Annotated in this window: 21 protein-coding genes; 10 read left to right on the forward strand and 11 right to left on the reverse strand. The window is 74.4% G+C overall.

Annotated elements, in window-relative coordinates; all coding sequences use genetic code 11:
• Positions 1–68: 68 nt before the first annotated feature.
• Entirely contained in the window at positions 69–1,472 is a 1,404-nt protein-coding gene (gene eccD / locus GA0070613_RS10645) for a type VII secretion integral membrane protein EccD (RefSeq protein ID WP_089015878.1), read from the forward strand.
• Positions 1,473–1,524: 52 nt separating this feature from the next.
• Here eccD and GA0070613_RS10650 read toward each other — a convergent pair whose 3' ends face one another.
• A complete protein-coding gene (locus tag GA0070613_RS10650; protein ID WP_089012136.1) occupies positions 1,525–2,028 on the reverse strand; it encodes an inorganic diphosphatase in 504 nt (167 codons plus the stop codon).
• Positions 2,029–2,603: 575 nt separating this feature from the next.
• Between GA0070613_RS10650 and dacB the strand changes: the two genes are divergently transcribed.
• From dacB to GA0070613_RS10670, 4 genes are all read left to right on the forward strand, one after another.
• The gene (dacB, locus tag GA0070613_RS10655; protein WP_172875977.1) at positions 2,604–4,040 is read left to right on the forward strand and encodes a D-alanyl-D-alanine carboxypeptidase/D-alanyl-D-alanine endopeptidase; all 1,437 of its coding nucleotides are present in this window, start codon (positions 2,604–2,606) and stop codon (positions 4,038–4,040) included.
• Positions 4,041–4,119: 79 nt separating this feature from the next.
• Positions 4,120–5,187 carry a zinc-dependent metalloprotease gene (locus tag GA0070613_RS10660; RefSeq protein WP_089015879.1) on the forward strand — a complete coding sequence of 356 codons (1,068 nt, stop codon included), beginning with the start codon at positions 4,120–4,122 and terminating at the stop codon, positions 5,185–5,187.
• 10 nt (positions 5,188–5,197) lie between these two features.
• Positions 5,198–6,190 carry a tRNA lysidine(34) synthetase TilS gene (tilS, locus tag GA0070613_RS10665; RefSeq protein ID WP_089012138.1) on the forward strand — a complete coding sequence of 331 codons (993 nt, stop codon included), beginning with the start codon at positions 5,198–5,200 and terminating at the stop codon, positions 6,188–6,190.
• Positions 6,191–6,360: 170 nt separating this feature from the next.
• Positions 6,361–7,992: a gamma-glutamyltransferase family protein gene (locus GA0070613_RS10670; protein ID WP_089012139.1), complete on the forward strand. Its 1,632-nt coding sequence runs from the start codon at positions 6,361–6,363 to the stop codon at positions 7,990–7,992.
• Here the strand turns inward: GA0070613_RS10670 and GA0070613_RS10675 are convergent, their stop codons facing one another.
• Positions 7,993–8,952 (reverse strand): GlxA family transcriptional regulator, encoded by a 960-nt coding sequence (locus GA0070613_RS10675; RefSeq protein ID WP_089012140.1) that lies wholly within the window; start codon positions 8,950–8,952, stop codon positions 7,993–7,995.
• A 99-nt stretch (positions 8,953–9,051) separates the two neighbouring features.
• Between GA0070613_RS10675 and GA0070613_RS10680 the strand changes: the two genes are divergently transcribed.
• From GA0070613_RS10680 to folE, 4 genes are all read left to right on the forward strand, one after another.
• A complete protein-coding gene (locus GA0070613_RS10680; RefSeq protein ID WP_089012141.1) occupies positions 9,052–9,240 on the forward strand; it encodes a hypothetical protein in 189 nt (62 codons plus the stop codon).
• A gap of 99 nt (positions 9,241–9,339) precedes the next feature.
• Positions 9,340–9,915, forward strand: coding sequence for a hypoxanthine phosphoribosyltransferase (hpt, locus tag GA0070613_RS10685; protein WP_089012142.1), 576 nt, complete (start codon positions 9,340–9,342; stop codon positions 9,913–9,915).
• A gap of 337 nt (positions 9,916–10,252) precedes the next feature.
• Positions 10,253–12,259, forward strand: coding sequence for an ATP-dependent zinc metalloprotease FtsH (gene ftsH, locus GA0070613_RS10690; protein WP_089015880.1), 2,007 nt, complete (start codon positions 10,253–10,255; stop codon positions 12,257–12,259).
• Positions 12,260–12,291: 32 nt separating this feature from the next.
• The gene (folE, locus tag GA0070613_RS10695) at positions 12,292–12,957 is read left to right on the forward strand and encodes a GTP cyclohydrolase I FolE (protein ID WP_089012143.1); all 666 of its coding nucleotides are present in this window, start codon (positions 12,292–12,294) and stop codon (positions 12,955–12,957) included.
• A 34-nt stretch (positions 12,958–12,991) separates the two neighbouring features.
• On the opposite strand, the gene GA0070613_RS10700 is transcribed toward folE, so the two are convergent.
• Both GA0070613_RS10700 and GA0070613_RS10705 read right to left on the reverse strand, forming a co-directional pair.
• Positions 12,992–13,696, reverse strand: a complete 705-nt coding sequence (locus GA0070613_RS10700; protein ID WP_089012144.1) for a hypothetical protein — start codon at positions 13,694–13,696, stop codon at positions 12,992–12,994.
• Complete coding sequence (locus GA0070613_RS10705) at positions 13,693–16,230, reverse strand: FtsK/SpoIIIE domain-containing protein (protein ID WP_172875978.1); 2,538 nt, start codon at positions 16,228–16,230, stop codon at positions 13,693–13,695. Before GA0070613_RS10705 ends, GA0070613_RS10700 begins: the two co-directional genes overlap by 4 nt.
• 218 nt (positions 16,231–16,448) lie before the next feature.
• On the opposite strand from GA0070613_RS10705, the gene GA0070613_RS10710 reads away from it, so the two are divergent.
• The gene (locus GA0070613_RS10710; RefSeq protein WP_089012146.1) at positions 16,449–17,006 is read left to right on the forward strand and encodes a hypothetical protein; all 558 of its coding nucleotides are present in this window, start codon (positions 16,449–16,451) and stop codon (positions 17,004–17,006) included.
• Positions 17,007–17,010: 4 nt separating this feature from the next.
• On the opposite strand, the gene GA0070613_RS10715 is transcribed toward GA0070613_RS10710, so the two are convergent.
• The 7 genes from GA0070613_RS10715 to GA0070613_RS10745 are packed head-to-tail and all read right to left on the reverse strand — an operon-like array spanning position 17,011 to position 25,463.
• Positions 17,011–17,613, reverse strand: a complete 603-nt coding sequence (locus GA0070613_RS10715) for a hypothetical protein (protein WP_089012147.1) — start codon at positions 17,611–17,613, stop codon at positions 17,011–17,013.
• 13 nt (positions 17,614–17,626) lie between these two features.
• A complete protein-coding gene (locus GA0070613_RS10720) occupies positions 17,627–18,811 on the reverse strand; it encodes a M23 family metallopeptidase (RefSeq protein WP_089012148.1) in 1,185 nt (394 codons plus the stop codon).
• Entirely contained in the window at positions 18,808–19,365 is a 558-nt protein-coding gene (locus GA0070613_RS10725; protein ID WP_089012149.1) for a hypothetical protein, read from the reverse strand. Before GA0070613_RS10725 ends, GA0070613_RS10720 begins: the two co-directional genes overlap by 4 nt.
• Complete coding sequence (locus GA0070613_RS10730; protein WP_089012150.1) at positions 19,362–21,287, reverse strand: MraY family glycosyltransferase; 1,926 nt, start codon at positions 21,285–21,287, stop codon at positions 19,362–19,364. Before GA0070613_RS10730 ends, GA0070613_RS10725 begins: the two co-directional genes overlap by 4 nt.
• Position 21,288: 1 nt before the next feature.
• On the reverse strand, positions 21,289–24,723 hold the full coding sequence (locus tag GA0070613_RS10735; RefSeq protein ID WP_089012151.1) for an ATP-binding protein: 3,435 nt from the start codon (positions 24,721–24,723) through the stop codon (positions 21,289–21,291).
• Between the two features lie 49 nt (positions 24,724–24,772).
• Positions 24,773–25,135 carry a hypothetical protein gene (locus GA0070613_RS10740; RefSeq protein ID WP_089012152.1) on the reverse strand — a complete coding sequence of 121 codons (363 nt, stop codon included), beginning with the start codon at positions 25,133–25,135 and terminating at the stop codon, positions 24,773–24,775.
• 13 nt (positions 25,136–25,148) lie between these two features.
• A complete protein-coding gene (locus GA0070613_RS10745; protein ID WP_089012153.1) occupies positions 25,149–25,463 on the reverse strand; it encodes a hypothetical protein in 315 nt (104 codons plus the stop codon).
• Positions 25,464–25,494 lie beyond the last annotated feature (31 nt).

Here is a 25,494-nt window from a genome sequence, read left to right on the forward strand (position 1 = left end):
CTGGCTCATCGTAGGTAAAGTCCTCTCGTCCGTCAGCCACCGTTTCCGCTCGATATGGAGATATGTCGATGACAGTCGGCCTGGCGCGGGTCACCATCAGCGCTCCCCAGCGGCGGGTGGACGTGGCCCTGCCGGAGCAGGTCCCCCTGGCCGAGCTGCTGCCGGAGGTGCTGCGGCACGCCGGCGAGGGGCTGGCCGACGACGGGGAGCGGCACGGCGGCTGGGTGCTCCGCCGTATGGACGGCGCGGTGCTGGCGACCGCGCAGGCGCTGCTGCCGCAGGGGGTGCGCGACGGGGAGGTGCTGCACCTGGTGCCGGCCCGCGCGCAGTGGCCCGAGTTGGAGTACGACGACGTGGTCGAGGCGATCGCGGACGGCGCCCGCCGCCGGGGCAGTGCCTGGTCGCCCGCCGCCACCCGGGCCGCCACGCTGGCCGGGGCGGCGGTGCCGCTCGCCGTCGGGCTGCTCGCCGTGCTGGCCGGCGGCCCCGGGCAGCGGACCGGCTGGCCGGTCGCCGCCGCCGTGGCGCTGCTGCTCGTGCTCGCCGGCACGGCCGCCTCCCGGGCGTACGGGGACGGCCCGGCCGGCGCCACCTTCGGCGGGTACGCGCTGCCGTACGCCGCCGCCGCAGGTGCCCTCGCGGTCAGCTCGGGTGACCCGGTCGGCCCGTTCGGGCCGCTGCGCTGGCTGGGCGCGCCCGAGCTGCTGGCCGGCTCGGTGGCGCTGCTGCTGCTGTCGGTGCTCGGCCTGCTCGGCGTGGCCACCCGGTCCCGGGTCTTCGTGGCCGGCGCGACCGTCGGCTCGGTCGGCGGGCTCGCCGCGCTCGGCGGGCTGTTCCTCGACCCGGCGGCCACCGCGGCGGTGCTGCTCTGCGCGCTCGTCTTCACGCTCGGCGCGCTGCCGCTGCTGGCCATCCGACTGGGCAAGATGCCGTTGCCGCCGATCACCCTGCCGGCCGCCGGGCCCGGCGGGGAGGCGCACGCGGTGCGGGACCTGCCCGACCGGGGCCGGGTCCACGCGGCGGTGGCCCGGACCGAGGAGATGTTGACCGGGATGCTGCTCGGGCACGCCGTCCTCGCGGTCGCCGCCGCGGCGGTGCTCACCGCGGCGGGCGGGGTGGCCGGGCCACTGCTGGTCGCGGTCGGGTCGGCCGTGCTGCTGCTGCGGTCCCGGCTCTTCGTCGCGCTGCGGCACCGGGTGCCGACGGTCGCCGCCGGCCTGGCCGGGTTCGCCGTGCTCGGCGGGGCGCTCGCCGGCCGGGCCGGCTCCGCGGGCCTGCTCGCGCTGACCGTCGGCGGGCTCGCCCTGGCCCTGGTCGCGGTGGCGGCCGGCACCACGTACGCCCGGCGGCCGGTCTCCCCGTACCTCGGTCGGCTGGCCGACCTCACCGACACCGCGCTGGTGGTCTCCGTGGTGCCGGTGGCCTGCGCGGTGCTGGACCTCTACGACCGGGCCCGTGGCCTGCTCGGCTGAGACGCGAAGGCCCGGGTCGGCGAGCGACCCGGGCCTGTCACACGTCCGACGGTCAGTGCGCGTCGCCGCGCTCGGCGGCGTCCTTGGCGCGCTGGTACGAGGCGCGGATCTCGGCCTCCGCCTCGGTACGCCCCACCCAGGTGGCGCCTTCGACCGACTTGCCGGGTTCGAGGTCCTTGTACACCTCGAAGAAGTGCTGGATCTCCAGCCGGTCGAACTCGCCCAGGTGGTGGATGTCGCGCAGGTGCTCCTGGCGCGGGTCCTCGTAGGGCACGCAGAGGACCTTGTCGTCGCCGCCCTTCTCGTCCGTCATCCGGAACATGCCGATCGTGCGGCAGCGGATCAGGCAGCCCGGGAAGGTGGGCTCGGGGACCAGCACGAGGGCGTCCAGCGGGTCGCCGTCCTCGCCCAGGGTGCCCTCGATGAAGCCGTAGTCGGCCGGGTACTGCGTGGACGTGAAGAGGGTGCGGTCCAGCCGGATCCGGCCGGTCGCGTGGTCCACCTCGTACTTGTTGCGGTGACCCTTCGGGATCTCAACCGTGACGTCGAAATCCATCTTCCACGCTCCCTCGTTTGCCCACGCTGGCTAACGGAAACCAGCGGCGCCGCTCCCGGACAGGTGAATGCCCACCCGCCGGCTCCGATCGCCGCATAGTGTTCGGACCGAAGTAGTGTCACCCAAGGTGCTTTTCGACGGGGGAGGAGGGGGTCGTGGGGAGGGAAGATTCACACTACCGCCCGGAGGGGGTTGACGGGCGGAAGTTCGGCGGTCCCGGTTCCGGCGGCGCCACCGGGCGCGTCCCGGTCCCCGACGCCCAGTTCCCCCGGGCCCCCGGCGACCCCGGCGACCCCGGCCGCCGCCCCGACGCCGGCTCCGCGCCGGTCGGCCGGGCCAACCCGCAGCAGTACGGTCCCGACCCGGTCGGCCGGGCCAACCCGCAGTCGTACGGCTCCGCGCCGGTCGGCCGGGCCCGCCCCGATCAGTTCGCCGGTCGGGCCGAGCAGTCGCCGTACGGCGCTGCCCCGTTGCGCTGGCCGGACCAGGACGGCCCGGGCGGCGGACCGGTGGGTCTGGCCGCCCCGCCGGCCGCCCCCGAGCCCCCGCCGGCCCGTCCTCGTCGGCGGCTGCCGATGACCGTGCTCGCCGCCGTGCTGGTCGTCGTGCTGGCCGCGGTCGGGCTGGCCGTGGTGCGGCCCGGGCCGGTGGCCGGCTGGCTGGGCGGCGAGGCCGCCTCGCCGTCGGCCAGCGCGCAGCCGTCCGAGCCCGACCCGCTGGCGGTGCTCGCCGGTCCGGACCCCAACGCCCCGATCCCGTCCGCCGACGGGGTCCGCGCCGCGCTCGACCCGCTGGTCCGCGCGGCGGCCCTCGGCGACCGGGTGAACGTGTCGGTGGCCGACGTGACCACCGGCCAGGCGCTGTACGGCAGTGGCCAGGACACGCCCACGGTGCCCGCCTCGGTGACCAAGCTGGCGACCGCGGTGACCGTGCTGGCCGCCCGGGGGCCCGCGTACCGGATCCCCACCCGCGCGGTGGCCGGCGCGACCCCCGGCGAGGTGGTCATCGTCGGCGGCGGCGACCCGACCCTGGCCGTGGACAAGAACGGCTTCTACCCGGGCGCGGCCCGGCTGGACGACCTGGCCGCCCAGGTACGCAAGGCGCTGGGCGGCACCGCGCCGACCCGGGTCACCGTCGACTCGTCCCTGTTCAACGGCCCGGTGTACGAGCCGGGCTGGGATTCGGACATTCCGACCGGCGGCTTCGGCGCGGCGATCACCGCGCTGATGACCGACGGTGCCCGCCGGGACCCGGAGGAGGCGCGCAGGACCTCCGAGGCCACCAACCACGCCGCCGAGCGGGTGCCCCAGCCGGACCTGACCGCCGGCCGGCAGTTCGCCCGGCTGCTCGGGCTCTCCGGGGACGCCGCCGAGGTGAAGCGGGGCAAGGCGCCCGCCGCCGCCGCGGCGAGCGCGGCGGCCGGAGCGCCGGCGCCCGGGACCGAGCTCGGCAAGGTCGAGTCGCTGCCGCTGGTCCGGCTGGTCGACATCATGATCAGCGAGAGCGACAACGTGATCGCCGAGACGCTGGCCCGCCAGGTGGCACTCGCTCGGAACAAGCCGGCCTCCTTCGCCGGTGGCGCCGCGGCGACCGACGCGGTGATCGGCGAGCTGGGGCTGCCGGCCGACGAGATCAGCCTCGCCGACGGCAGCGGCCTGTCCCGGACCAACCGGATCAGCCCGTCGCTGCTGACCGACCTGATCACCCTCGCCGGCAACGGCAGTCACCCCGAACTCGCGGCGATCTTCGGGGGCCTGCCGGTGGGCGGCTGGTCCGGCACCCTCGACGACCGCTACCAGGCGGCGGTGACCAAGGCCGGGGCGGGCGTGGTCCGCGCCAAGACCGGGACGCTGTCCCGGGTCAACGCCATCGCCGGGCTGGTCACCACGGCCGACGGCCGGTTGCTGACGTTCGCGGTGCTGACCGACCAGGCCCCGTCGGACACCCTGGACCAGACCCGTCAGGCCCTTGACCGGATCACCACCGCGCTGGCCGGCTGCGGCTGCCGCTGACCAGCGCGGTGGTGCGATCGGCGTCGATCGGCCACCGCCAGCCCGGGCCGGGGTGTTCCGGCGCGGGTACGGTGGGTTCATGGCGCAGTTCGTGGACTGGGATCTGGCCGCCGCGACCGCGGGGGCGCTGGGCAAGTCGGGCCCCCGGGTGTCGTACGCCGAGGCCACCGACGTGGTCGGCGAGCTGCGGCGACTGACCGAGGAGGCGGCCGGGCACGTCGCCGACTACACCGGGCTGCGCTCGCAGGTGGCCCACCCGCCGGTGAAGGTGGTGGACCGCCGGGACTGGGCGGCCGCCAACATCGCCGGGCTGCGTGAGGTGATCACCCCGTTGGTGAACCGGCTCTCCGGGGACAAGCGGCCCGGACCGCTGACCGAGGCGATCGGCTCCCGGCTGACCGGGGTGCAGGCCGGCAGCGTGCTGGCCTACCTCTCCGGCCGGGTCCTCGGCCAGTACGAGGTCTTCTCCGGCGACCCCGGCCAGTTGCTGCTGGTGGCGCCGAACATCGTCGAGGTGGAGCGGAAGCTGGGGGCCGACCCCCGGGACTTCCGGCTCTGGGTCTGCCTGCACGAGGTGACCCACCGGACGCAGTTCACCGCCGTGCCGTGGATGCGGGCGTACTTCCTCGGCGAGGTGCAGGCGTTCGTCGACGCCTCGCAGGGCGGCGAGCACCTGCTGGAGCGGCTGCGGCGTGGCGTGGCCACCCTCTCCGACGCCGTGAAGGACCCGGAGAGCCGGGCCAGCGTGCTGGACATCGTGCAGACCCCCGCCCAGCGGGCGGTGCTCGACCGGCTCACCGCGCTGATGACCCTGCTGGAGGGGCACGCCGAGTTCGTGATGGACGGCGTCGGCCCGCAGGTGATCCCGAGCGTCGAGTCGATCCGGGCCGCGTTCAACCGGCGCCGCGAGTCCGGCAACCCGCTGGAGAAGGCGATTCGCCGGCTGCTCGGCATCGAGGTCAAGATGCGGCAGTACGCCGAGGGCCGCAAGTTCGTGCACGGCGTGGTGGAGCGGGTCGGCATGGAGGGCTTCAACAAGATCTTCGGCTCGCCGCTGACCCTGCCCCGGCTGGAGGAGCTGGGCGACCCGGACGCCTGGGTGGCCCGGGTGCACGGGCCGACCGCGGCGACCCCGAGCGCCGGCTGAGCCGCCCGCCGTGGCCGCGCTCGCCCCGCCGGTCGCCGCGGTCCGGGTCGCGGTCCGTCGGGCGCTGGCAGGGTTGACCGGGGACGGGCCGGTCCTGGTCGCCTGCTCCGGCGGCGCCGACTCGCTCGCCCTGGCGGCCGCCACCGCCTTCGTCGCCCCTCGGCTGAATCGACGGGCCGGCCTGGTGACCGTGGACCACGGCCTGCAACCCGGCTCGGCCGAGCGGGCCGACGCGGTGGCCCGGTGGGCCGCCGGGGTCGGTCTGGACCCGGTCGACGCCGTTTCGGTGACCGTCGCCGGAAGGCCGGGCGGCCCCGAGGCAGCCGCCCGGGAGGCGCGCTACCCGGCCCTCGTCGCCGCCGCCCGCCGGCACGACGCCGCCGCACTGCTGCTCGGCCACACCCGCGACGACCAGGCCGAGACCGTGCTGCTCGCGCTGGCCCGGGGCGCCGGACCGAGGGGCCTCGCCGGGATGCCGGAGCGTCGGGAGCTGGACGCCGTGCCGCTGCTCCGTCCGCTGCTGGACGTCGGCCGGGACGCCACCCGCAAGGCCTGCGCCGCGCTGGGGCTCACCCCGTGGGAGGACCCGCACAACGCCGACCCGGCGTACGCCCGGGCGCGGGTCCGCTCCGACGTGCTGCCGGCGCTGGTCCGGGCGCTCGGCCCCGGGGTGCTGGACAACCTCGCCCGGACCGCCCGGCTGATCGCCGCGGACACGGCCGCCCTGGACGAGCTCGCCGCCGCCGCGCTCGCCGCCGCCCGGTCCCCCGGGGGTGGGCTCGCGGTCGACACGTTGGCCGCGCTGCCGCCGGCGGTACGCACCCGTGTGCTGCACGCCTGGGCCCGGGAACTGGGCGCGTCGCCGGCCGCGCTGTCGCACCGGCACGTCACCGCGCTGGACGCCCTGGTGACGCAGTGGCACGGGCAGGGCGCGGTCCACCTGCCCGGCGGGCTGCGCGTGTCCCGCCACGAGGACCGGCTCACCATCGTCGATCGCCGCTGAGCCGCGCCGGTCCGCTGGGTTCTCCGCGGCGAGCTTCCGATCACCGGTCGGACATCCCTCCAAGCAGAGCAAAGGGCGCGTGCGGTCGCACCTGTCGACCGGCAGCCGGCTGGTCGGCCGGAGCGCCGGCGACCCTCGCCGGGAGCCGCCGGAGGCGGTAGACATGGCGGATGGCGTACCCCCGACAGCCGCTCTTCGCCCCGAACGGTGCCGTCGCGACCAGCCAGCCGCTCGCGGCGGCCGCGGGCCTGGCCGTGCTGCGGCGCGGCGGCAACGCCGTCGACGCCGCGCTGGCCACCGCGATCACCCTGACCGTCGTGCAGCCGCCCTCGAACGACATCGGCGGCGACCTCTTCGCCATCGTTTGGGACGGCGAGCGACTGCACGGGCTGAACGCCTCCGGCCGCTCGCCGGCGGCGCTGACCCGCGAGATGGTGCTGGTCGCGACCGACCGGCGGGGCGCGACGCCGGTCGACGCCCTCGGCGGCGCGCAGGCGCAGGGGCCGGCCATGCCGGCCCGGGGCTGGCTGCCGGTGACCGTGCCGGGCGCGCCGGCCGGCTGGCGGGACCTGCACGAACGGTTCGGCTCGCTGCCCTTCGCCGACCTCTTCACCGACGCGATCGGCTACGCCGAGCGCGGCTACCCGGTCGCCGCCGGCACCGCCGCGACCTGGGCCCGCGCGGTCGCCGCGCCCGGGCCGGCGGGCGCGGAGTACGCGGAGTTCGACCGCGTGTTCACGGTGGACGGGCGGGCGCCCCGCCCCGGTGAGCGGTGGCGCAACCCGGACGCGGCCGGGACGCTGCGGCGGATCGCCGCGACCGGCGCGGCCGACTTCTACCAGGGTCGGATCGCGGCGGAGATCGACGCGCACGCCGCCCGGACCGGCGGGCTGATCACCGGCGACGACCTGGCCCGGCACGCCTCCACCTGGGTCGACCCGGTGAGCGTCCGGTACCGGGGGCATGAGGTGTGGGAGCTGCCGCCGAACGGGCAGGGGGTGGCGGCGCTGCTGGCGCTGAACATCCTCGACGGGGTGGACCTGGCCGCGCTGTCGCCCGCGGAGCGGCTGCACTGGCAGATCGAGGCGGTGAAGCTCGGTTTCGCCGACGCGCACGCGTACGTCGCCGATCCCGAGCGCGTGCCGGTGCCGACGGCGGCGCTGCTCGACCCCGGGTACGCGGCGGCCCGGCGGGCCCTGCTCACCGACCGGGCCGGTGATCCGGTGGCCGGCGACCCGGAGCGGGGCGGCACCGTCTACCTCTGCACCGCCGACTCCGGCGGCATGATGGTCAGCCTGATCCAGTCGACCTACCTGGCCTTCGGCTCGCGGGTGGTGCTGCCCGGCCACGGCTTCGCGCTGCAGAACCGGGGCACCGGGTTCCGCCTCGACCCGACGCACCCGAACGTGGTGGGGCCGGCCAGGCGTCCGTTCCACACCATCATCCCGGGCTTCCTGACCCGGGACGGCGCGCCGGTCGGGCCGTTCGGGGTGATGGGCGGGCACATGCAGCCGCAGGGGCACGTCCAGTTGGTCTCGGCCACGCTGGACGCCGGGCGGGATCCGCAGGCCGCCCTGGACACCCCGCGCTGGTACTGGCACGCCGGGCGTTCGGTGCTGGTCGAGCCGGCGCTGGGAGCGGAGCAGGATCTGGTCGCCGGCCTGCGGGCCCGGGGGCACGAGGTCACCGTCGCGGCGGAGCCGGCCGTCTTCGGGTACGGGCAGGCGATCTGGCGGCACCCGGCCGGCGGGTACGTGGCCGGCTCGGAGTCCCGGGTGGACGGGGCGATGCTGGGCTGGTGATCAGACCTGGGCGCGTTCCCGGAAGGTCGTCCGGTACGCGTGCGGGGTGGTGCCGACCCGGCGGGTGAACTGGTGCCGCAGCGCCGCCGCGTCGCCGAAGCCGGCGTGGTCGGCCACGGTCTCCACGCTCAGCCGGGTCTCCTCCAGCAGCCGCCGGGCCAGCAGCACCCGCTGGTTGGTCAGCCAGTCGTGCGGGGTGGTGCCGGTCTCGGCCCGGAACCGGCGGGCGAAGGTACGCGGCGCCATGCCGGCCCGCGCAGCCAGTTCCTCCACGGTCACCGCCCGGTCCAGGTGGCCCATCAGCCATTCCAGCACCGGCTCCAGGGTGGGCGCCTCCGCCGCCTTCGGGATCGGCGCCTCGACGTACTGGGACTGGCCGCCGTCGCGGTGCGGCGGGACGACCATCCGGCGGGCCAGCCGGGTGGCCGTCGCCGAGCCGTGCTCCTGCCGGACCAGGTGCAGGCAGGCGTCGATCCCGGCGGCGGTGCCGGCGCTGGTGAGCAGCTTGCCGTCCTGGACGTAGAGCGAGTTGCACTGGACCTTCGCCGCCGGGAAGCGCCCTTGCAGGTCGTCGACGTGCCGCCAGTGGGTGGTGCAGTCCCGCCCGTCGAGCAGCCCCGCCTCGCCGAGCACGAATGCGCCGGAGCAGACGCTGAGCAGCCACGCCCCCCGGTCGGCGGCCCGGCGCAGCGCGTCGAGCACCGGGGCGGGGACGCTCGTCCCCGCGGCGTGCGCAGGCACGGCGACCAGGTCGGCGTCCTCGACCGGGGCGAGGTCGGCGTGCGGGGTGAGCAGGAAGCCCGAGCGGCTGCGCACCGGGCCACCGTCGACGGTGCAGACGGCGAATCGGTAGCCCGGGAAGCCGTCGGCGGTCCGGTCGGTGCCGAACACCTCCGCCAGGACGCCGAGTTCGAAGGCGGCGACCTCTTCCAGCGCGATGACGGCGACCGAACGCAGCATGTGACGAGGGTAACCGAAGGGGTGGCAGAAAATCGATGCCCACTGGCATTCCTGCCACTTTTCGATTCGTCTGAGCGGTCGCAGACTGGTCTCAGTCCGGTGCGCACCGGCGGCGAAACCCACACCAACCACGCGAAAGCGAGCGCCGCCATGGAGTTCCTGCTGCTCTTCCTCTTCCTCCTCGTCCTGGCCCTCGCCTCGGCGGCCGGGCTGGGCGCCGACACCCGCGACTCCGCCGACTGGAAGCCCACCACCGACGGCCGTCGCTGGCGCTCCGGCACCTGCTGAGGTGATTTGCACCTTCCACACCGAAAATCCCCGGCGGGACCGCGTCAAAAGGGGCGGCCCCGCCGACGGAGGCCATCCGGCGTACGGCAGGCTAGGAGCATGGCTGACGGCTCCTGGTACGACGCCGACATCGACCACGTGATCATTTCCGAGGCGCAGATCCGCGAGAAGACCGCGGAGCTGGCCAAGCAGATCTCGGCGGACTACGCGCACATCGAGGATGGACTCCTGCTCGTCTGCGTCCTCAAGGGCGCGGTCATGTTCATGGCCGACTTCGCCCGGGCGCTCGGCCGCCAGGGTCCCCCCGCCGAGCTGGAGTTCATGGCCATCTCCTCGTACGGCCAGGGCACCACCTCCTCCGGGGTCGTCCGGATCCTCAAGGACCTGGACCGCGACATCGCCGGCCGGCACGTGGTGGTCGTCGAGGACATCGTCGACTCCGGCCTCACCCTCTCCTGGCTGCTGCGCTACCTGGAGTCCCGCTCGGCGGCGAGCGTCGAGGTGGTCGCCCTGTTCCGCAAGCCGGACGCGGTCAAGGTGTCGGTCCCGGTCAAGTACGTCGGCTTCGACATCCCGACCGAGTTCGTCGTCGGCTACGGCCTCGACTTCGGCGAGCGGTACCGGGAACTCCCCTACGTCGGCGTGCTCAAGCCCGAGGTCTACGCCCGCGCCTGAGCCGCCCCGCCGACCTGCGGGTATCGGCGTTCGTCGAGCGGACGTTCAGCGGGTTCTCAGCTCACCGGACTACGGTAGGGGTCGGTGACGTGGAGGCACCCCTTCCCCGTCACGCCGGCCCAAACCCCGGTTCGCCGTACGCGTAAGTGCTGGGCTCGCAAGCTCACTCCTCGCGTGCACGGTGTACCGTCGAATGACCGCGGCGCGGCAGTTCGCGCGCTTCGGGGTCGAGGCCGGCCCGCACGGCGGCTCCGGCCGCCGCCCGAGGCGGCGACACCATTCAGACGGTCAGGACGTCGATCAGGAGGATGCGGGCGTCTCGGCGCCCGACAACAGTATGGAACGTACGCGTTTCTTCCGCCGACCGGTGGTCTGGATCATCCTGGTCATCCTCGGCGCCGTTGTGCTCAGTCAGTTGTTCACCGCTGGTCCCAGCTACCACCGGGTGGACACTTCCGTTGCGCTCGACCAGCTCCACACGGCCAAGATCGACAAGGCGGTCTTCCAGGACAAGGAGCAGACGCTCCAGCTCGACCTGGCGCAGAAGACCAAGTTCGGTGAGACCACCACCGACAAGATCGAGGCGCAGTTCCCGTACCAGGCCGGCGACCAGGTCTGGAACGAGGTACTGGCCGCCAAGGCCGCGGACCGGGTCACCGGCCCGGCCGACACCAAGGTCTCCTCGGACAGCGTCTGGGTGAGCCTGCTGGTCAACCTGCTCCCCATCGCCCTGCTGGTGCTCCTGCTGCTCTTCTTCATGTCGCAGATGCAGGGCGGCGGCTCCCGGGTGCTCAACTTCGGCAAGTCCAAGGCGAAGATGATCACCAAGGACACGCCGAAGACCACCTTCGCGGACGTGGCCGGGGCCGACGAGGCCGTCGAGGAGCTGCACGAGATCAAGGATTTCCTGCAGAACCCGGCGAAGTACCAGGCCCTGGGCGCCAAGATCCCGAAGGGCGTGCTGCTCTTCGGCCCGCCCGGTACCGGTAAGACCCTGCTCGCCCGGGCCGTCGCCGGCGAGGCCGGCGTGCCTTTCTACTCGATCTCCGGCTCGGACTTCGTGGAGATGTTCGTCGGTGTCGGCGCCAGCCGGGTCCGCGACCTCTTCGAGCAGGCCAAGTCGAACGCCCCGGCGATCGTCTTCGTCGACGAGATCGACGCCGTCGGCCGGCACCGTGGCGCCGGCATGGGCGGCGGCCACGACGAGCGCGAGCAGACCCTCAACCAGCTGCTCGTCGAGATGGACGGCTTCGACGTCAAGGGCGGCGTCATCCTGATCGCCGCCACCAACCGGCCGGACATCCTCGACCCGGCGCTGCTGCGCCCGGGCCGCTTCGACCGGCAGATCCCGGTGGACGCTCCCGACATGGAGGGCCGCAAGGCGATCCTGCGGGTGCACGCCAAGGGCAAGCCGTTCACGCCCGACGTCGACCTCGACGCGGTCGCCCGGCGGACCCCCGGCTTCAGCGGCGCCGACCTCGCCAACGTGATCAACGAGTCCGCGCTGCTCACCGCGCGCAAGGAGCAGCGGGCGATCTCCAACGACTCGCTCGAGGAGTCGATCGACCGGGTGATCGCCGGTCCGCAGCGCCGGACCCGGGTGATGAGCGACCAGGAAAAGAAGATCACCGCGTACCACGAGGGTGGGCACGCGCTGGTCGCCTGGGCGCTGCCGCACGCCGCGCCGGTGCACAAGGTGACGATCCTGTCCCGTGGCCGCTCGCTGGGCCACACCCTGGTCCTGCCGACCGAGGACAAGTACACCCAGACCCGGGCCGAGATGATCGACACCCTGGCGTACGCGCTGGGCGGCCGGGCCGCGGAGGAGCTGGTCTTCCACGAGCCCACCACGGGCGCCGGCAACGACATCGAGAAGGCCACCCAGCTGGCCCGCGCGATGATCACCCAGTACGGCATGAGCTCCAAGCTCGGTGCGATCAAGTACGGCACCAGCGGCGACGAGCCGTTCCTCGGCCGCAACATGGGCCACGAGCGGGACTACTCCGACTCGGTGGCCGCCGAGATCGACGGCGAGATGCGGGCGCTGGTCGAGCTGGCCCACGACGAGGCCTGGGAGATCCTGGTCGAGTACCGGGACGTGCTGGACAACATGGTCCTGGAGCTGATGGAGAGGGAAACCCTCTCCACCGCCGACATGGCCCGGATCTGCGCCCGGGTGGTGAAGCGGCCGCCGATGGCGCCTTACCACGGCTTCGGCAAGCGCCAGCCCTCCACCGAGCCGCCGGTGCTCACCCCGGCCGAGAAGGAGAAGCTCAAGGCTCAGGCGCAGGCCGACGGCGCGTCGGTCGGCGGCTCCTCGAACAACTCGGACGGTACCCACTGAACACGGACGCTGCGGCCAGCCCCGACAAGGGGCTGGCCGCCTCGTCGACCGAGCCCGACGGTGACGAGGCGCTCGACTACGTCGCCGCCCGACTGATCAGCGGCAAGCTCACCGGCCGGCCGGTCGAGGAGACCATGGACCTGGCCCGGATCGAGAAGGCCGTCCGCGAGATCCTCATCGCGGTCGGCGAGGACCCGGACCGGGACGGTCTCCAGCAGACGCCCGCCCGGGTCGCCCGCGCGTACGCCGAACTCTTCGCCGGGCTCCGGGTCGATCCGGCCCAGGTGCTCAGCACCACCTTCGAGGCCAACCACGAGGAGCTGGTACTCGTCCGGGACATCGACATGATGAGCCTCTGCGAGCACCACCTGCTCCCGTTCCGGGGCAGCGCGCACATCGGCTACATCCCCGGGCCGGACGGCCGGATCACCGGCCTGTCCAAGCTGGCCCGGCTGGTCGAGGTCTTCGCCCGCCGCCCCCAGGTGCAGGAGCGGCTCACCTCGCAGATCGCCGACCTGCTGATGAGCAAGCTGGAACCGCGCGGCGTCATCGTCGTACTCGAGTGCGAGCACATGTGCATGGCGATGCGCGGCATCCAGAAGAGCGGGGCCAAGACCATCACCTCGGCCGTCCGCGGCGTGCTCCAGCGCGACGCGAAGTCCCGCGCCGAGGCGATGTCCCTGATCATCCCCCGCTGATCCGGCGCGCGGCCGACGGAGCCCGTCGACCGCGTCAGCCGGCCAGCAACGCCAGGACGATCCCGGCGGTGGTCGCCACCGCCGGGACCAGGCAGACCAGTGCCCCGAACCGGGGTGTCCGGTCCACCCGGTCCGCCGGCCGCGGCCGGAACAGCCGGCCGACCGCCAGCCAGCCCGCCATGAAGGCCACCGCCGGCATCGGCAACCCGACCACCAGCGCCAGGATGGTCGCCGGGCCGATGCCGGTACCGAGCAGGACCAGCAGCTGGATCAGCGGGACCACCAGCGCCAGCGGCCCGTACACCAGCAGGTTGCGGGGCCGGGACGGCCAGCGCGCCAGCCGGGGCAGCCCCCGCGCGGCCAGCGTGTCGTCCGCGGCGTCGGCCCACCGGCGGGCGGCCTGCAGCGAGGTCAGCACCGCTGCCGGCCCGGCCGACATCGACCGGGCCGCCTCGGTCAGCTCCGGCGGGGTCGGCCGCAACGAGATCGCCGGCACCCCGAGTTGCCGCAGTTGCGCCTGCTGCGGGGCCAGCCGGGCCCGGACGACGGTCAACTCCTCCCGGGCGGCCTGCACCGAGCGGGCCTGCTCGCCCGCGGCGGTCGTCGCGGCCCGGCGTACCCCGTCGAGCTGGCGGGCGGCGGCGACGTAGTCCGCCCAGGCCGCCGCGGCCGGATCCGGGGTGTCGGCCGGCGGGCGGCCCGGCCGGGGGGCGGGCACGCCGGTTCCGGTCTCGCTCACGGCGCCGGCTCCGGCCCGAACGGCACCAGCACCGTCCCCAGCTCGCCCGGGCCGTCCCAGAGCATCGCCCGGCCCGGACGCGGGCGCCACAGCACCGGCCGGTCGAAGAGCGACTCCAACCGGGCACCCGGCACGTCGGTGACCACCACGGCGGTCAGCTTGTCGACCTCGCCCTCCGGGCCGAGCAGCCCGGCCAGCGGCCCCACCGAACGCCACCAGCCGAGCAGATGCAGCCCGGCCGGCGGCCCTTCCAGCAGCAGCGACCGCAGCCGCTCGCCCGGCAGCTCCGCCGCGTCGGGCGCGTCCAGCCCGAACACCACCAGGTAGCCCGGCTCGCCCGCGTCCATCGCGGCGCGCAGCCCGGCCACGTCGACGGTCTCCACCCGGTGCCGCTCGGCCAGCTCGGCGGCCAGCTCCGCGGCCCGCTCGGCCGACCCGTTCGCCAGCGGAGCAACCACGAAGCGGGCGGACGCGTGGTGCGCCGCGGTGCTCCGCGCCGCGGTGACCAACAGCCGGGCCGCCTCCTCGTCGCGGCCCAGCACGGCGAGGTTCCGCCCGGCGGCCGGCCCGAGCGGCACCGCCACCGTGGAGCGGTGCACGTCCACCGCCCGACCGAGCAGCGCGGCCGGCGCGTGCGCCCGGCCGGCCAGCGCCGCCCGGTGTCGTGGGTCGTTGCCGAGCAGCGGGCGCGCGAAGCCGGCGAAGACCACCGGCGGGCCGCAGCCCTCCGGCCGGGCCGCCCAGAGCCGGTGCCGCAGCTCGGCCAGGGTCTCCGGATCCTCATGCGGATCGGGGAAGCGGATCATCCGCTCGTGTCCCCGGGTGGCGCCGCGCGGCCCGCCCAGGCCGCCGGCGGTGTTCACCACCGCGCTGCCCACCGGCAACCCGGCCGCGGCGTCGTTCGTCGGCTCCAGCACCGCCGACCCGCCGGGCAGCGCGACCCGCACCGGGAACTGGCCCAGCAGCGGGTCGCGCGGGCCGCCGATGCCCAGGTCGCCCTCGCCGGCCAGGACCAGGTGGATGCCGTACGCCCGGGCGGCGCGGGCCAGCACGTCCAGCCGAGCCAGCAGGTCCGTGGCGAGCCGGTCGCGCTCCCGCAGCAGCAGGGGGAAGTTCTCGATGACGCAGACGATCCGGGGCAGCACCTGGTGCTCGCGCAGCTCGGCGTAGCGCTGCCCGCCGGCCCGCCGGCCGGCCTCCTCCCGGCGGTGCAGCTCCGCCTCGAGCTGGCCGACGAGGTCCGCCACGTACTCCCGGTCGGCGGCCATCCCGGCGGCCCGGACCTGCGGCACCCAGGAGCGGTCCCGCTCGGTCTGCAGGAACTCCACGAAGGACTCGCCCTCGTCGAGGTCGGCCAGGTAGAGCACCAGCTCGTCCGGGCCGTACCGGGCGGTCAGCCCGAACAGCACGTTGGTCAGGAACGCCGACCGTCCGGCGCCGGACCGGCCGCTGACCAGCCAGTGCGGGGTGAGTTCGGTGAAGCCGAGGCTGACCGGCCGCCCGGCGGCGTCGCCCACCACGGTCGAGAGCCCGTCCCCGGAACCGGACTCCCACAGCTCCCCGCCGGGGAGCAGGTCGGCCAGGAAGAGCCGTGAGCCGTCCTCGATCTGCCGGGCCAGCCGTCGGCAGACCCCCGTCACCAGCTCGTCGGGCGGGGCCTCCTCGACGAATACGGGAGAGTTGAGCCCGCCGGCCGTCTCCGTGCCCGGGCTGCTCAGCGCCTGCCCCGGCGGATCACCGACCAGCGCGTACGCGTTGCGCACCGCCACGGGGGTGGCCTGGGGCAGCGGGGTGTCGGGCGACCAGCCCGCGACGACCAGGTGCAGACCGGCCCGATGCCCCCGCGCGGCCAGTTCCTCGATCCGACCCAGGTCGGACGCGCCGGTCGCGGCGGGGAGCGCGGCCACCACCAGGAGCAGCGTGCGGTCGTGCCCACGCTGCCGGGCCGTGCCGGCGGCCACCCACTGCTCCGCCTCGGTGAGGACCGTCCGTAGCCCCGCCACGTCCACGGCCGGCGGCGGCAGCAGCCCCGCGTCGGCCAGCCCCGCGAACCCCGCGAAGGCGCCGCCGCTCGAATCCTGGTCGGCGGTGGCGTCCACCGCGCGGACCAGCAGCGAACCGGCCGGCGCGGCGGCGAGCAGCCGGAGCAGGAGGGCCCGGAGCAGCCCGGCCACCCGGGGGTCGGTGGCGTCGGTGTCGACGCTCAGGTGACCGCTGCCGAGCAGCGGCACCAGCGCCGGGAACCGGGCGTCGTCCAGCGGCGCGGCGGTGCCGACCCGGACGAAGGGCGGCGGGTGGCCGCCGGGCGGGGTGGCCGCCGTCAGCGTCTCCAGGGCGGCGCCGGCCCAACCCGGGGCGGCGAGCGCCGCGGCCGTCCGCAGCCGCTCCGCCAGCTCGTACTGCCGGTGGTGGTCGGCCGGGGCGGGCCGGATCTCGTCCAGGATGCCGGCGGCGGCGGTCGCGGTGGCCGCGGCCCGCCGGTGCAGGGTGGCGGCCCGGCCGGCTCGCGCCTTCGGACTGGCCACCGCGTCCACCTCACTTCCCGAGGCCGACATCTCCTCCCCGCGCAGTGACGGTATCCCAGCCGACGGCCCTGCTCCGGGATGTCGACCGGCGCTGCGCGGTCTTTGCGAGCCGGGGCACGGCGTTCGGCGGGACATTGTCCCGCCTTCGGCCAGCGAGCGGACGCGATCGGCGAATCTGGGGCATTGGGTACGAGGCGTGCAGCCGATAGCCTCAGGGGGTGGAATCAGTGCAGCCCCCCGCCGGTTCCCGGGTCTCCCGCGTACCGGCGCAGCGGACCCCGCCCGAGCAGCTGGCACCCCCCGAGCCGGCTCCGGCGCCGGAGCGTCCCCGGCGTCGGCTGCGCACGGTGCTGTCGGTGGTTTCCGGGCTGCTCGCGCTGCTCTGCGTGGGCGGCGCCGTCACCGGTTTCATCCTGTACGACCGCGCCACCGCCCCGGACCGCAGCGCGCCCGACGTGGTGGTGGACAACTACCTGCGCGCCTTCCTGGTGGACCGCAACGACACGAAGGCCAGCGAGTTCGCCTGCGAGGGCGGGGGTGAGCTCGGCGATCTGCGCCTGCTCCGCGACGATCTGGTGGCGCGGGAGAGGCGTTTCGGCACGACGATATCCGTGAGCTGGGGCGGGCTGACTGTGCAGCAGCAGGACGACAGTGCTCAGGTCCGGGTCGACCTCATCATCTCCGCATTCGTCGACGGGATATCGCAGAGCGACCGGCAGGGTTGGAGTTTCGTGGCCCGGCTCGGCGACGACTGGCGGGTGTGCGAGGGGAAGCGCGCAGTCTGAACCCTCACTCGATCCAGAGCAGGTGGACCGGGACCTCCAGGGTGGTCGGTGCCTGGCCGCGCCAGGCCCAGCGGTACCACTCCAGCTCCGAGGTGACCCGGACGCAGATGTCCCCCTCGGCGCCGGAGTAGGTCTCGGTCACCGCCCGCAGGTCACGGTGCTCGATCGACTCGATGACGTGCACGACCCGTCGGCCGGCCACCGCGTCGGCCTCGAACACGGGGGTCGGCACCCGGCGTGCCGGTGCGTCGAGGGAGACCAGCCGGATCCCGGGCTCCCGGGGCGAGGCTCCGGTGCCCTTCCGGTCGCCCACCGTCTCGACCCAGACCCGCTCCACCGGCACCAGCGGCGCGAAGACCTCCACCTGCTCGGACTCGGCGCGGTACCACTCGTGTTCGGGGATGACGGGCACGTAGGTCCGGCTGCCCTGCACCACCCGCTCGTCGGCGCGCAGGTCACCTCGCCAGCCCAAGCCGGGCAGCCCGACCAGCACCCGTCGGCCGCGCAGTTCCACCCGGCCGGTGGCGGGGACGATCTCGATCGGTCGGGGCGGCAGCGGCGCCCAGTCGGGCTGGTCCGCGAAGGGGTCGGGCAGCGGGTCGGTCATCCGTCGGCGGGCCTCACGTGTCGCCGTCCAGTGGCGCGCCGTGTTCCCGCATGAACGGCACCGGGTTGATCGCGCCCCGGCTGGAGCGGTCGCCGTCGACGTGCACCTCGAAGTGCAGGTGCGGCCCGGAGGAGTTGCCGCTGGTGCCGGAGAGGCCGATCACCTCGCCGGCCTCCACCAGCTGGCCAGGCACCACGTGGGGGCGCTCGACCATGTGGCAGTAGCGGGTGATGTAACCGCCGGCGTGCAGGATGTCCACGAACCAGCCGCAGCCGCCCTTGTCCGGCCAGCCGTCGCGGTCGCAGTCACGTCGCCCGGCGTGGTCCGGGTCGCAGCGGGCGACCAGCACCCGGCCGGCGGACGCCGCGTGGATCGGCGTGCGCTTGGACGCGGCGATGTCCACCCCGTCGTGGCTGGGCCGGTCGGCGGTGCGGAAGCCGGAGCCGACGCCGCCCGGGATCGGCGCGGTCCAGCCCGACGCGGCGATCCGGGCGCCGGCTGCGGCGTCGCAGACCGCCTTGCCGGCGATCTGCACCGTCCGGGCGGCGCCGCCGGCCAGTGCGTCGACGATCCGGCCGGCCAGTTCCTCGTGCTTGGCGTAGGCGTCGGGAAAGGCGCTGACCTGCACCCGCTGGGCCACCACGGTCAGCGGTCGGTGCTCCCACCGGGGCACCCGCAGCATCTTCTCGTAGAACGTGCGGGCGGTGTAGGAGGGCGTCATGCGCTGCTGGACGCTGCCCCAGCCGGGACGCTGCTGGAACAGGCCCAGCGAGTCGTGGTCGGAGCCGACGCCCTCGTGGGGCAGCGCCAGCGACGCCGGCACGGTGCTGTTGGCCAGGTTCCGCAGCGCGGATTCCTGCATCGCGGTGGCCAGCGCGATGACCCAGCCGCGGGCCGGCACCCTCATGTCCTGACCGACCTTGATGATGACGGCGGCGTTGCGGAGCTGCCCGTCGCCGTACTCGGCGAAGCGCGGCATGTCGCCGGTGATGCTGACCCGGTAGGCCGGGTCGCAGGCCAGCCCGGCCACGGTCGCGTCGCCCTGCTCCTCGCCGCCCAGCTCGGTGAGGAAGAAGGCGGCGGCGCCTCCGACACAGCAGAGCAGGGTGAGGGCGGCGGTCAGCGCGGCGGCCAGGACGCCGAGCCGGAGCTTCCGGCGGCGGGGTGGGGGATCTTCGTCCCGCCACTGCTCGGTCATTGCCGCTCCCAGTCCACCGCGTCCACCAGCCATCGGCCGTCGAGGGCCACCAGTTCGAGTCGGAGCAGACCGTTGTCGAGCGGGATGAGCGCCTCCACGAAGGACTCCGTCCGCGCGCGGAGCGTGACTTCGCCGGCCAGCCGTCGGGCGGGGACGCTCTCCGGGTCCGCGCCGGTCAGCTTCTCGGTCAGTGCCGGCGTCGACATCGGGCGCAGCCGCGCCTGCCAGTCGTCCCCGCTGCTGCCCGGGCCGGTCAGCCAGGCCGTGGTGAACCGGCCGGCGGCCTGCTCGGGAGTCAGCTCGCCGCGTCGGGTCCTCGGCGTGGGCGGCGCCGTGCTCGACAGCACGCCGTCGTCACCGGCCTCCGGGTCCACCGTGCTGATCGGCTCGTGCGGCCGGCTGCTGAGGCCGGTGGACGGGTCGATCGGGCCAGAAACCAGGCGGGCCGCCCCGATCACGCCGAAGACCAGGACGGCGATCACCACCGCGATCCCGAGCCGGGACCGCAAGGCCCGAGTGACCAGGAACTCCACCGCCCGTCGCATCGTCGTCACCGCGCCTCGGAGCGCACCCGGGGGTTCCGGTTGGCGGCCGGCGCCGGCTCAGCCGAGCCTGGCCGGTAGATGGCGAACGCGGCGGCCTCCTCGGGCACGTCCGGTTCCGTCCAGCTGGCCGGCTGCCGCCGGCGGGGACGCGGCGCGGTGGTCCGGCCGCCCGGCTGCTCCGGTGCCGGCGTGTCGTCCGTCCGTTCCCGCCCGTCCGGCCGCTGCCGCTCGGTGGCGGCGTGCGACGGATCCTCGTGCCGGGCCTCCGGCCGCAAGCTGCCCTGGTCGAGCGGGACGCCGCGCCGCCGGCCGAGCGCCGGCTCGACCGTGCCACCGGGCTCGACCACGTCCAACCGGGCCGCCACCCGTACGTCACGGAAGAACCGGCGGTGCCACGACCCGGCCGAGCTGATCGCCTCGCTGCTGTCCTTGCCGCCGAGCTGGGTGATCCGCCGGTACGGGCGGAGCAGCAGCCAGCCGACCACCCCGCAGAGCCAGACCAGCACCACCTGGAGCCAGCCGGGCAGGGTGGGCGTGTTCATGATGAGGTCGACGGCGAAGAGGTAGATGGCCGCGCCGGTGCCGAAGATGGCGATGTTGAAGACCGCGGCGACCACCGCGTTCGCCAGCCGGCGCAGCCCGGCGCTGGCCGGGCGCATCAGCCCGACGGTGCCGAGGATCGGCGCGGCGATCACCGCCCACCGGAAGATCAGGAAGCCCAGCAGCACCAGTAACGAGGCGGTCAGGTCGAACATCGCGAAGAGCAGCGAGGCCAGCACCGCGATGAAGCCGGCCCCGATCCGGTCCATGTCCCGGACGCCCTGGAGGTACTCGTACGCCTCCGGGTCCTCCGTCTTGATCTGCTCGGCGATCCGGGCCCACTGCTGCTGCTTCGCCTTGATGGTCGCCTCCCGGGTGGCCGGGTTCTGACGGAGCTTCTCCGCCTCCTCCCAGGAGAGCGACTTGGCGTCGTAGAGCGCGGGGCCGTACTTCTTGGCGGTCTCGCTGTCGGCCGAGCCGAGCACCCCGCGCAGCCAGTTCCGGTAGAGCATGGTCTCGGTGGCGGTGTCGCTGGCCCGGACCGCCGGGGGACGCTTGTCCACGCAGGCGTCCGGGTTCGGGAGTGCGCACTTGTCGGCGGGAATGTCTCGGGAGGCCGGACCGACCGCGTCGTGCACCACGCCCAGGGTCGTGATCAGGGTGTTGTCGGCGATGTTCGCCGATTTGACCGGCCAGGCGGCCAGGGCGGTGACCGCCACCATCACCAGCAGTGCCCAGCCGGCCGTCGTCATGGCGTTGCTCATGTCCGACTGGCGGGAGCGCCAGAGCAGGTAGAGGCCGACCACGCAGAGCGTGATGATGCCGAAGACGCTGAACACCTTCTGGTAGACGGCCTTGGTGGCGTGCTCCACCAGCGGATCTGCCCAGCCCCACATCGAGCGGGGATCCCAGGCCCGCTCCCGCAGCGCGTTCGAGGCGCCGATCACCGCGTTGGCGAACATGAACTCGCCGTTGGCCACCATCGTGGTGAAGCGGTAGTCCGGATGAAGTACCGACGACGCGCAGCCGCCGTCGACGTCGTACGTCGTGTAGCTGTATCCGGCGTAGCCGTAGTCGCTGTAGAGGCCCTTCGGGCCGGGCAGCTTGGCGGAGTCGGGGCGGGAGGCGAACCAGCCGGCCAGACCGGAGTCCGGGGCCCCCGGGACGGGGGCGTTGCGGCACTCGACCTGGTCCTGGCTGACTTCCTTGAGCTTCGCGACGCAGGCGCGGAAGTCGGCCTGCCACTCCTTGGTGCTGCACAGCTCGGCCCGGGCCTGGGCGGCCGGCGCGGCGGCGTACGCGGGTGTCGTTCCGATCACCGGCCAGGCGATGGTGGCCACGGCGAGTACGCCGAGCGCGAGGAGGAGCGCCGCGATCCGTGCCCGCGTCATGTCACGCCTCCAGATCAGCCAGGACGGTCGGCAGCGCCCCGGCGGACCGGGCGACCGCTGCGGGGGTGGTGTCCAGGTGCTCCAGCAGCCCGTCGACGTACGACACGTCGACCCGGACCTTCTGCACCCGGCCGTCGACGTCGCGCATCACGAACTCACGGAAGCCCAGCCGGGCGGCCGAACCGGCGTCCGCGGTGGACAGTGAGGCGAGCGTCGCCTCGTAGCCGTCGTTGACCGGCACCCGGAGCAGCCGCAGCGCCTCGGAGGCGATCTCGGTGTCCTCGGCGATCCGGCCGACGAAGACGGTGGAGACGAGGTTCTGCACGTCGAGGCCGAGGATGTCCTTCGGGTTCTGCGAGGCGACCAGCGCGGCGAGGTTCCACTTGCGGGAGTCCCGGGCGAGGCGGACCAGGAACGAGCGCCCCGAGCGCCAGCCCTCCATGAAGTGCGCCTCGTCCAGGCCGACCAGCTTCCGCGACGACATCGAGCCGCCGTAGCAGCGCCGGACCGCGAGCCGGTGCGCCGTGTGCAGCATCGGCAGGGCGAGGGCCTCCTCGGCCGACCAGTACTCGCGTTCGATCTTGAGGTCGGGCAGCCGCAGGCCGGCCATCGTGATCACGGTGAGCGCCGCGTCGGCGCCGAGCAGCCCCTCCGGCGGCCGGCCGAAGAACAGCATGGCGAGCGGCATCTCGGCCGTGTCCAGCAGCAGGTTGGCCAGTTCCCGGCCGGCGTGGTCGTCGAGTCCCTGGAGGCAGGCGACCACGTCGTCCAGGGTGGAGGTCTCCTCCGCCGGCACCTGGCGGACGGCGTGCCGGAACAGGGTGGCGGTGGAGGCCTCGCGGGCGACCTGCGGCGGCACCAGCATCATGCAGATGTCCTGCACCAGCATCCGGCGTTCGGCGCGGGCGTTGGAGACGGCGATCTCGAACTCCCGATCGCCGGCCGAGCCGGCGCTGAACTCGCTGCGCAGCGGCGTCGGGATCAGCGCGTACGGCGCCAGCGTCCCCTGCTCCGACCCGGTCAGGTTGAGCACGCGGGAGTACGGCCGCAGCTCGGGCATGGCGCAGAGCCGGGCCAGCGGGCCGGACGGGTCGAGCAGGGTGACCTGCACCCCGCGCCGGGCGGCCAGGTAGCCGAGCGCGCCGAGCAGGGTGGACTTGCCGCCACCCGGCTCGGCGACGAAGACCGCGAGCCCGGAGCGTTCCCGGACCTCCATCGGGAAATGCAGGTCGAGGAAGACCGGGCGGCGGCAGGTGCCGGCGGTCCGCCCGATCAGGTCGCCCCGCCGGTCGCCGACCGTGGAGGCGGCCTGCGGCAGCGCGGCGGCGAGGAGCGGGACCGGCATCCGCCGGACGTAGCCGGTGTTGGCGATCGGCTCGCCGGGGATGAACTCGCGGGCCAGCCAGTCCTGGTTCTTCGGGTGCTGCAGCGAGATGCGCAGCTCGCGCGAGTAGAGCTGGATGAGCCGGCGGGCCCGCTCCAGGCACTCCTCCCGGGTCCGGCCGCCGACCGCGATCCGGTGCCAGCCGTGGGCGCGGGCCGAGTCCACCGGCAGCCCGGTGGTCATCTCGTCGCCGATCACCAGCGCCCGCTTGGCCAGGCGTTCCAGCTCGGGCGGGGCGTCGATGCCGTGCTCGGCGTAGTCGAGCTGCTGGGACCGGATCATGCGGAGCCGGTGCTCGAGGTTGCGGAAGGAGTCACCGGAGCCGAGGATGTCCACCCGGGTGGAGATCTCCATCGGCCAGGGCAGCCGCTCGTGGAAGTGCAGCCAGGGTTCGTGCCGCTCGGGGATCTCCAGCGGCTCCATCCGACCGACGGCGAGCACGGCGACGTGCCGTTCCTCGCCGGTCATCCGGTTCACCAGCTTGACGGTCGAGCCGTACGGGGTGCGGTAGCGCTCCACCTGCTCGGTCAGGGCGAGCAGGTCGCCGCGCTCCCACCGGCCGTTGGTCACCGGGGAGAGGGCGCCCGGGGGCGACATGCAGAGCGCGACGGAACGGTAGAGCAGCCACTCCAGCTCCTGCGCGGTGACCCGGCGACCCCGCATGCCGAACGCGCCGAGCACCTCGTCGAACTGCTCGACCGTCCGGCCCAGCTTGCGGCGCTCGCCGTCGGCGGTGCCCCGGCCGAAGGTGCGCAGCAGCCGCTCGGTGAGCGAGTCGCCGAGCGACCGGCGGGCGAAGGTGACGCCCAGGTAGGTCTGCCCCTCGGCGTGGTTGACCGCCATCAGGTGCCGCTGGGCGGCGACCAGGTGGTCGGCCCAGCCGGCCGTGCCGGGCACGTCGGGCAGCGGGGATGCGGTGTGCGCGTCGATGGTGCGCGCCCACTCGTCGGCGGGGAACGGCCGGGTGGTGCGGCGCAGGTGCAGCCGGAAGCCGGCCAGGCCGGCGTACTGCTCGGAAATGGCGGAGAGCAGTGCCTCCCGCTCCGCGTCGGGGCGGAACGCCCAGCGCACCTCGGGCAGCCAGTACCAGGCGGTGACGGTGTTCGGGGTGAAGGTGAGGTGACCGGCGATCTCGGTGATCGCCAGCTCGACCGACGGGTCGCGGTCCCCGAACTTGATCTTCGGGGGACGGACCCGGACCGGCTTGGCGGGGCTGCCGCTCCGCTCCGCCGCGGAGCGCTGCCGGGGCGTGGCCACCTCACGGGCGGGTGGCGCCGCCACCGCCCGGGTGGTGGGCGCGGCGACCTCGCGGACCCCTGGCGCCGCGATCTCACGGATACCGGGCGCGGCGACCCGCCGCGGGTCGGCGCGGCGCGCGGCCCGGTCGGCGGGGTCCGGTTCGCGGCGCGCCGGATCCTCCGGCGAAGGGTGGGCGCCGGGATCCGTCAGCTCCGGTTGGGCGGACGGCCGCAGCGCGGGGAGCCGGTCGCCGGGTTGGTGTGGCACCCGGTTGCGGCCCGGCGCCGCGGGCACCGGGTGGGCGGGCACCGGGTCGGGGGCGTCGTCCGGCAGCTCGGGAACGTGGGGCGTCGACCGCGGGACGTCCAAGGTGTCGTCCGGGCGGCCGGCGGGAGCGACGAGCTGGTGTGGGATTGGCAGCGCCTCCCGCCCGACCCCGCGGCGGGGCGGCGCGACCACCGGGGCCGGCTCGGCGGCCGGCGGCGCCGGGGGCGGGGTCAGCGCGGGCGGCGTGGGACGTCGGCCGCCGGGCTGCGCGCCGCCGAAGAGGTCGAGGAACGGCGAGTCGATGTCCCCGCTGTCGGCGACCGTGGACGCGGGCGGCTCGCCCGTCGCCGACTGGCCGCGCGGCGAGGCGGGCCGGGGCGGCTGGAAGACGCCGACGCGGCCGTGCCCGGGACTGGTCACCAGGGCCGGGTCGACGGCGGCCTCGTCCAGCTCCTCGGCCTCTGGGTAGTCGAACGATCGCGCACGGTTACCGTGGGGACCGGCGTGCCGCCCGGCCGGGGAACCCGGCGTGGAAGAGCGATTCATGCGACCGCCTCGCCCGCGTCGTTCTTCTGCCCGATCGGCGTACGCCCGGTCATGCCAGTTCCTCCCGGATCCTGATCCGGCTCGCCACCAGGCGCGGATCGCGCAGTTCGGCGGCCGGCTCCCGGGTGCGTCGCCAGTCGGTCAGCGCGGTGCGGATGACCATGCGCGCGGGCCGGTCCGGGTCGACGTACCGGAAGATGAACGAGGTGGTCACGATGGCCAGCGAGATCTCCCACGCGGGGAAGAGCTCGACCTGCAGCGTGACCAGCCAGTGGATGAACATGTAGAGGGGTACGAGCAGCATGAACAGGCCGTACTGGGCGTACGGGAGGTGCACGGGAAGGGTGTAGCCGGGCGGCCCGAGATAGACGAGACGAGCCCGGTAGATGTCGTCGTCGGTGCGCAGCCGCATGGTCGCCCGCGCCCTATTCGAAGATCAGGTTGATCAGGTAGTCGCCGACGAAGAAGAGGGTGGCGGCGCCGGCGATGAAGGCCAGGCCGACGATGGCGATGGCCGAGCTGGTCAGCACCTTCGAGATCTCGCCCCGGCTGGCGCGGCCGATGAAGATGACGCCGAGCACGGCGAGCAGGATCGGCGCGATCTTGCTGGCGAAGAAGGTGACGACACCCTCGGTGTCGATGCCCTTGGGCGCCGGCTCGGCGAGTGGAGTCGACGCCAGGGTGTGGAGCGCGTGGCTGACGGCGGACGACGCCGTCCCCAGGAGCTCGATGGCGATCACTGGAAACCTCCCCATGTCGCGGCCGGCGACG

The organism is Micromonospora inositola, assembly GCF_900090285.1.
Taxonomy (GTDB): Bacteria; Actinomycetota; Actinomycetes; order Mycobacteriales; family Micromonosporaceae; genus Micromonospora; species Micromonospora inositola.

Bases quoted from the DNA above. Each gene is read 5' to 3' on its own strand.
- eccD (WP_089015878.1), top strand. From the start codon at position 69: ATGACAGTCGGCCTGGCGCGGGTCACCATCAGCGCTCCCCAGCGGCGG.
- GA0070613_RS10650 (WP_089012136.1), bottom strand. From the start codon at position 2,028: ATGGATTTCGACGTCACGGTTGAGATCCCGAAGGGTCACCGCAACAAG.
- dacB (WP_172875977.1), top strand. From the start codon at position 2,604: ATGACCGTGCTCGCCGCCGTGCTGGTCGTCGTGCTGGCCGCGGTCGGG.
- GA0070613_RS10660 (WP_089015879.1), top strand. From the start codon at position 4,120: ATGGCGCAGTTCGTGGACTGGGATCTGGCCGCCGCGACCGCGGGGGCG.
- GA0070613_RS10670 (WP_089012139.1), top strand. From the start codon at position 6,361: ATGGCGTACCCCCGACAGCCGCTCTTCGCCCCGAACGGTGCCGTCGCG.
- GA0070613_RS10675 (WP_089012140.1), bottom strand. From the start codon at position 8,952: ATGCTGCGTTCGGTCGCCGTCATCGCGCTGGAAGAGGTCGCCGCCTTC.
- hpt (WP_089012142.1), top strand. From the start codon at position 9,340: ATGGCTGACGGCTCCTGGTACGACGCCGACATCGACCACGTGATCATT.
- ftsH (WP_089015880.1), top strand. From the start codon at position 10,253: ATGGAACGTACGCGTTTCTTCCGCCGACCGGTGGTCTGGATCATCCTG.
- GA0070613_RS10715 (WP_089012147.1), bottom strand. From the start codon at position 17,613: ATGACCGACCCGCTGCCCGACCCCTTCGCGGACCAGCCCGACTGGGCG.
- GA0070613_RS10720 (WP_089012148.1), bottom strand. From the start codon at position 18,811: ATGACCGAGCAGTGGCGGGACGAAGATCCCCCACCCCGCCGCCGGAAG.
- GA0070613_RS10730 (WP_089012150.1), bottom strand. From the start codon at position 21,287: ATGACGCGGGCACGGATCGCGGCGCTCCTCCTCGCGCTCGGCGTACTC.
- GA0070613_RS10735 (WP_089012151.1), bottom strand. From the start codon at position 24,723: ATGAATCGCTCTTCCACGCCGGGTTCCCCGGCCGGGCGGCACGCCGGT.
- GA0070613_RS10740 (WP_089012152.1), bottom strand. From the start codon at position 25,135: ATGCGGCTGCGCACCGACGACGACATCTACCGGGCTCGTCTCGTCTAT.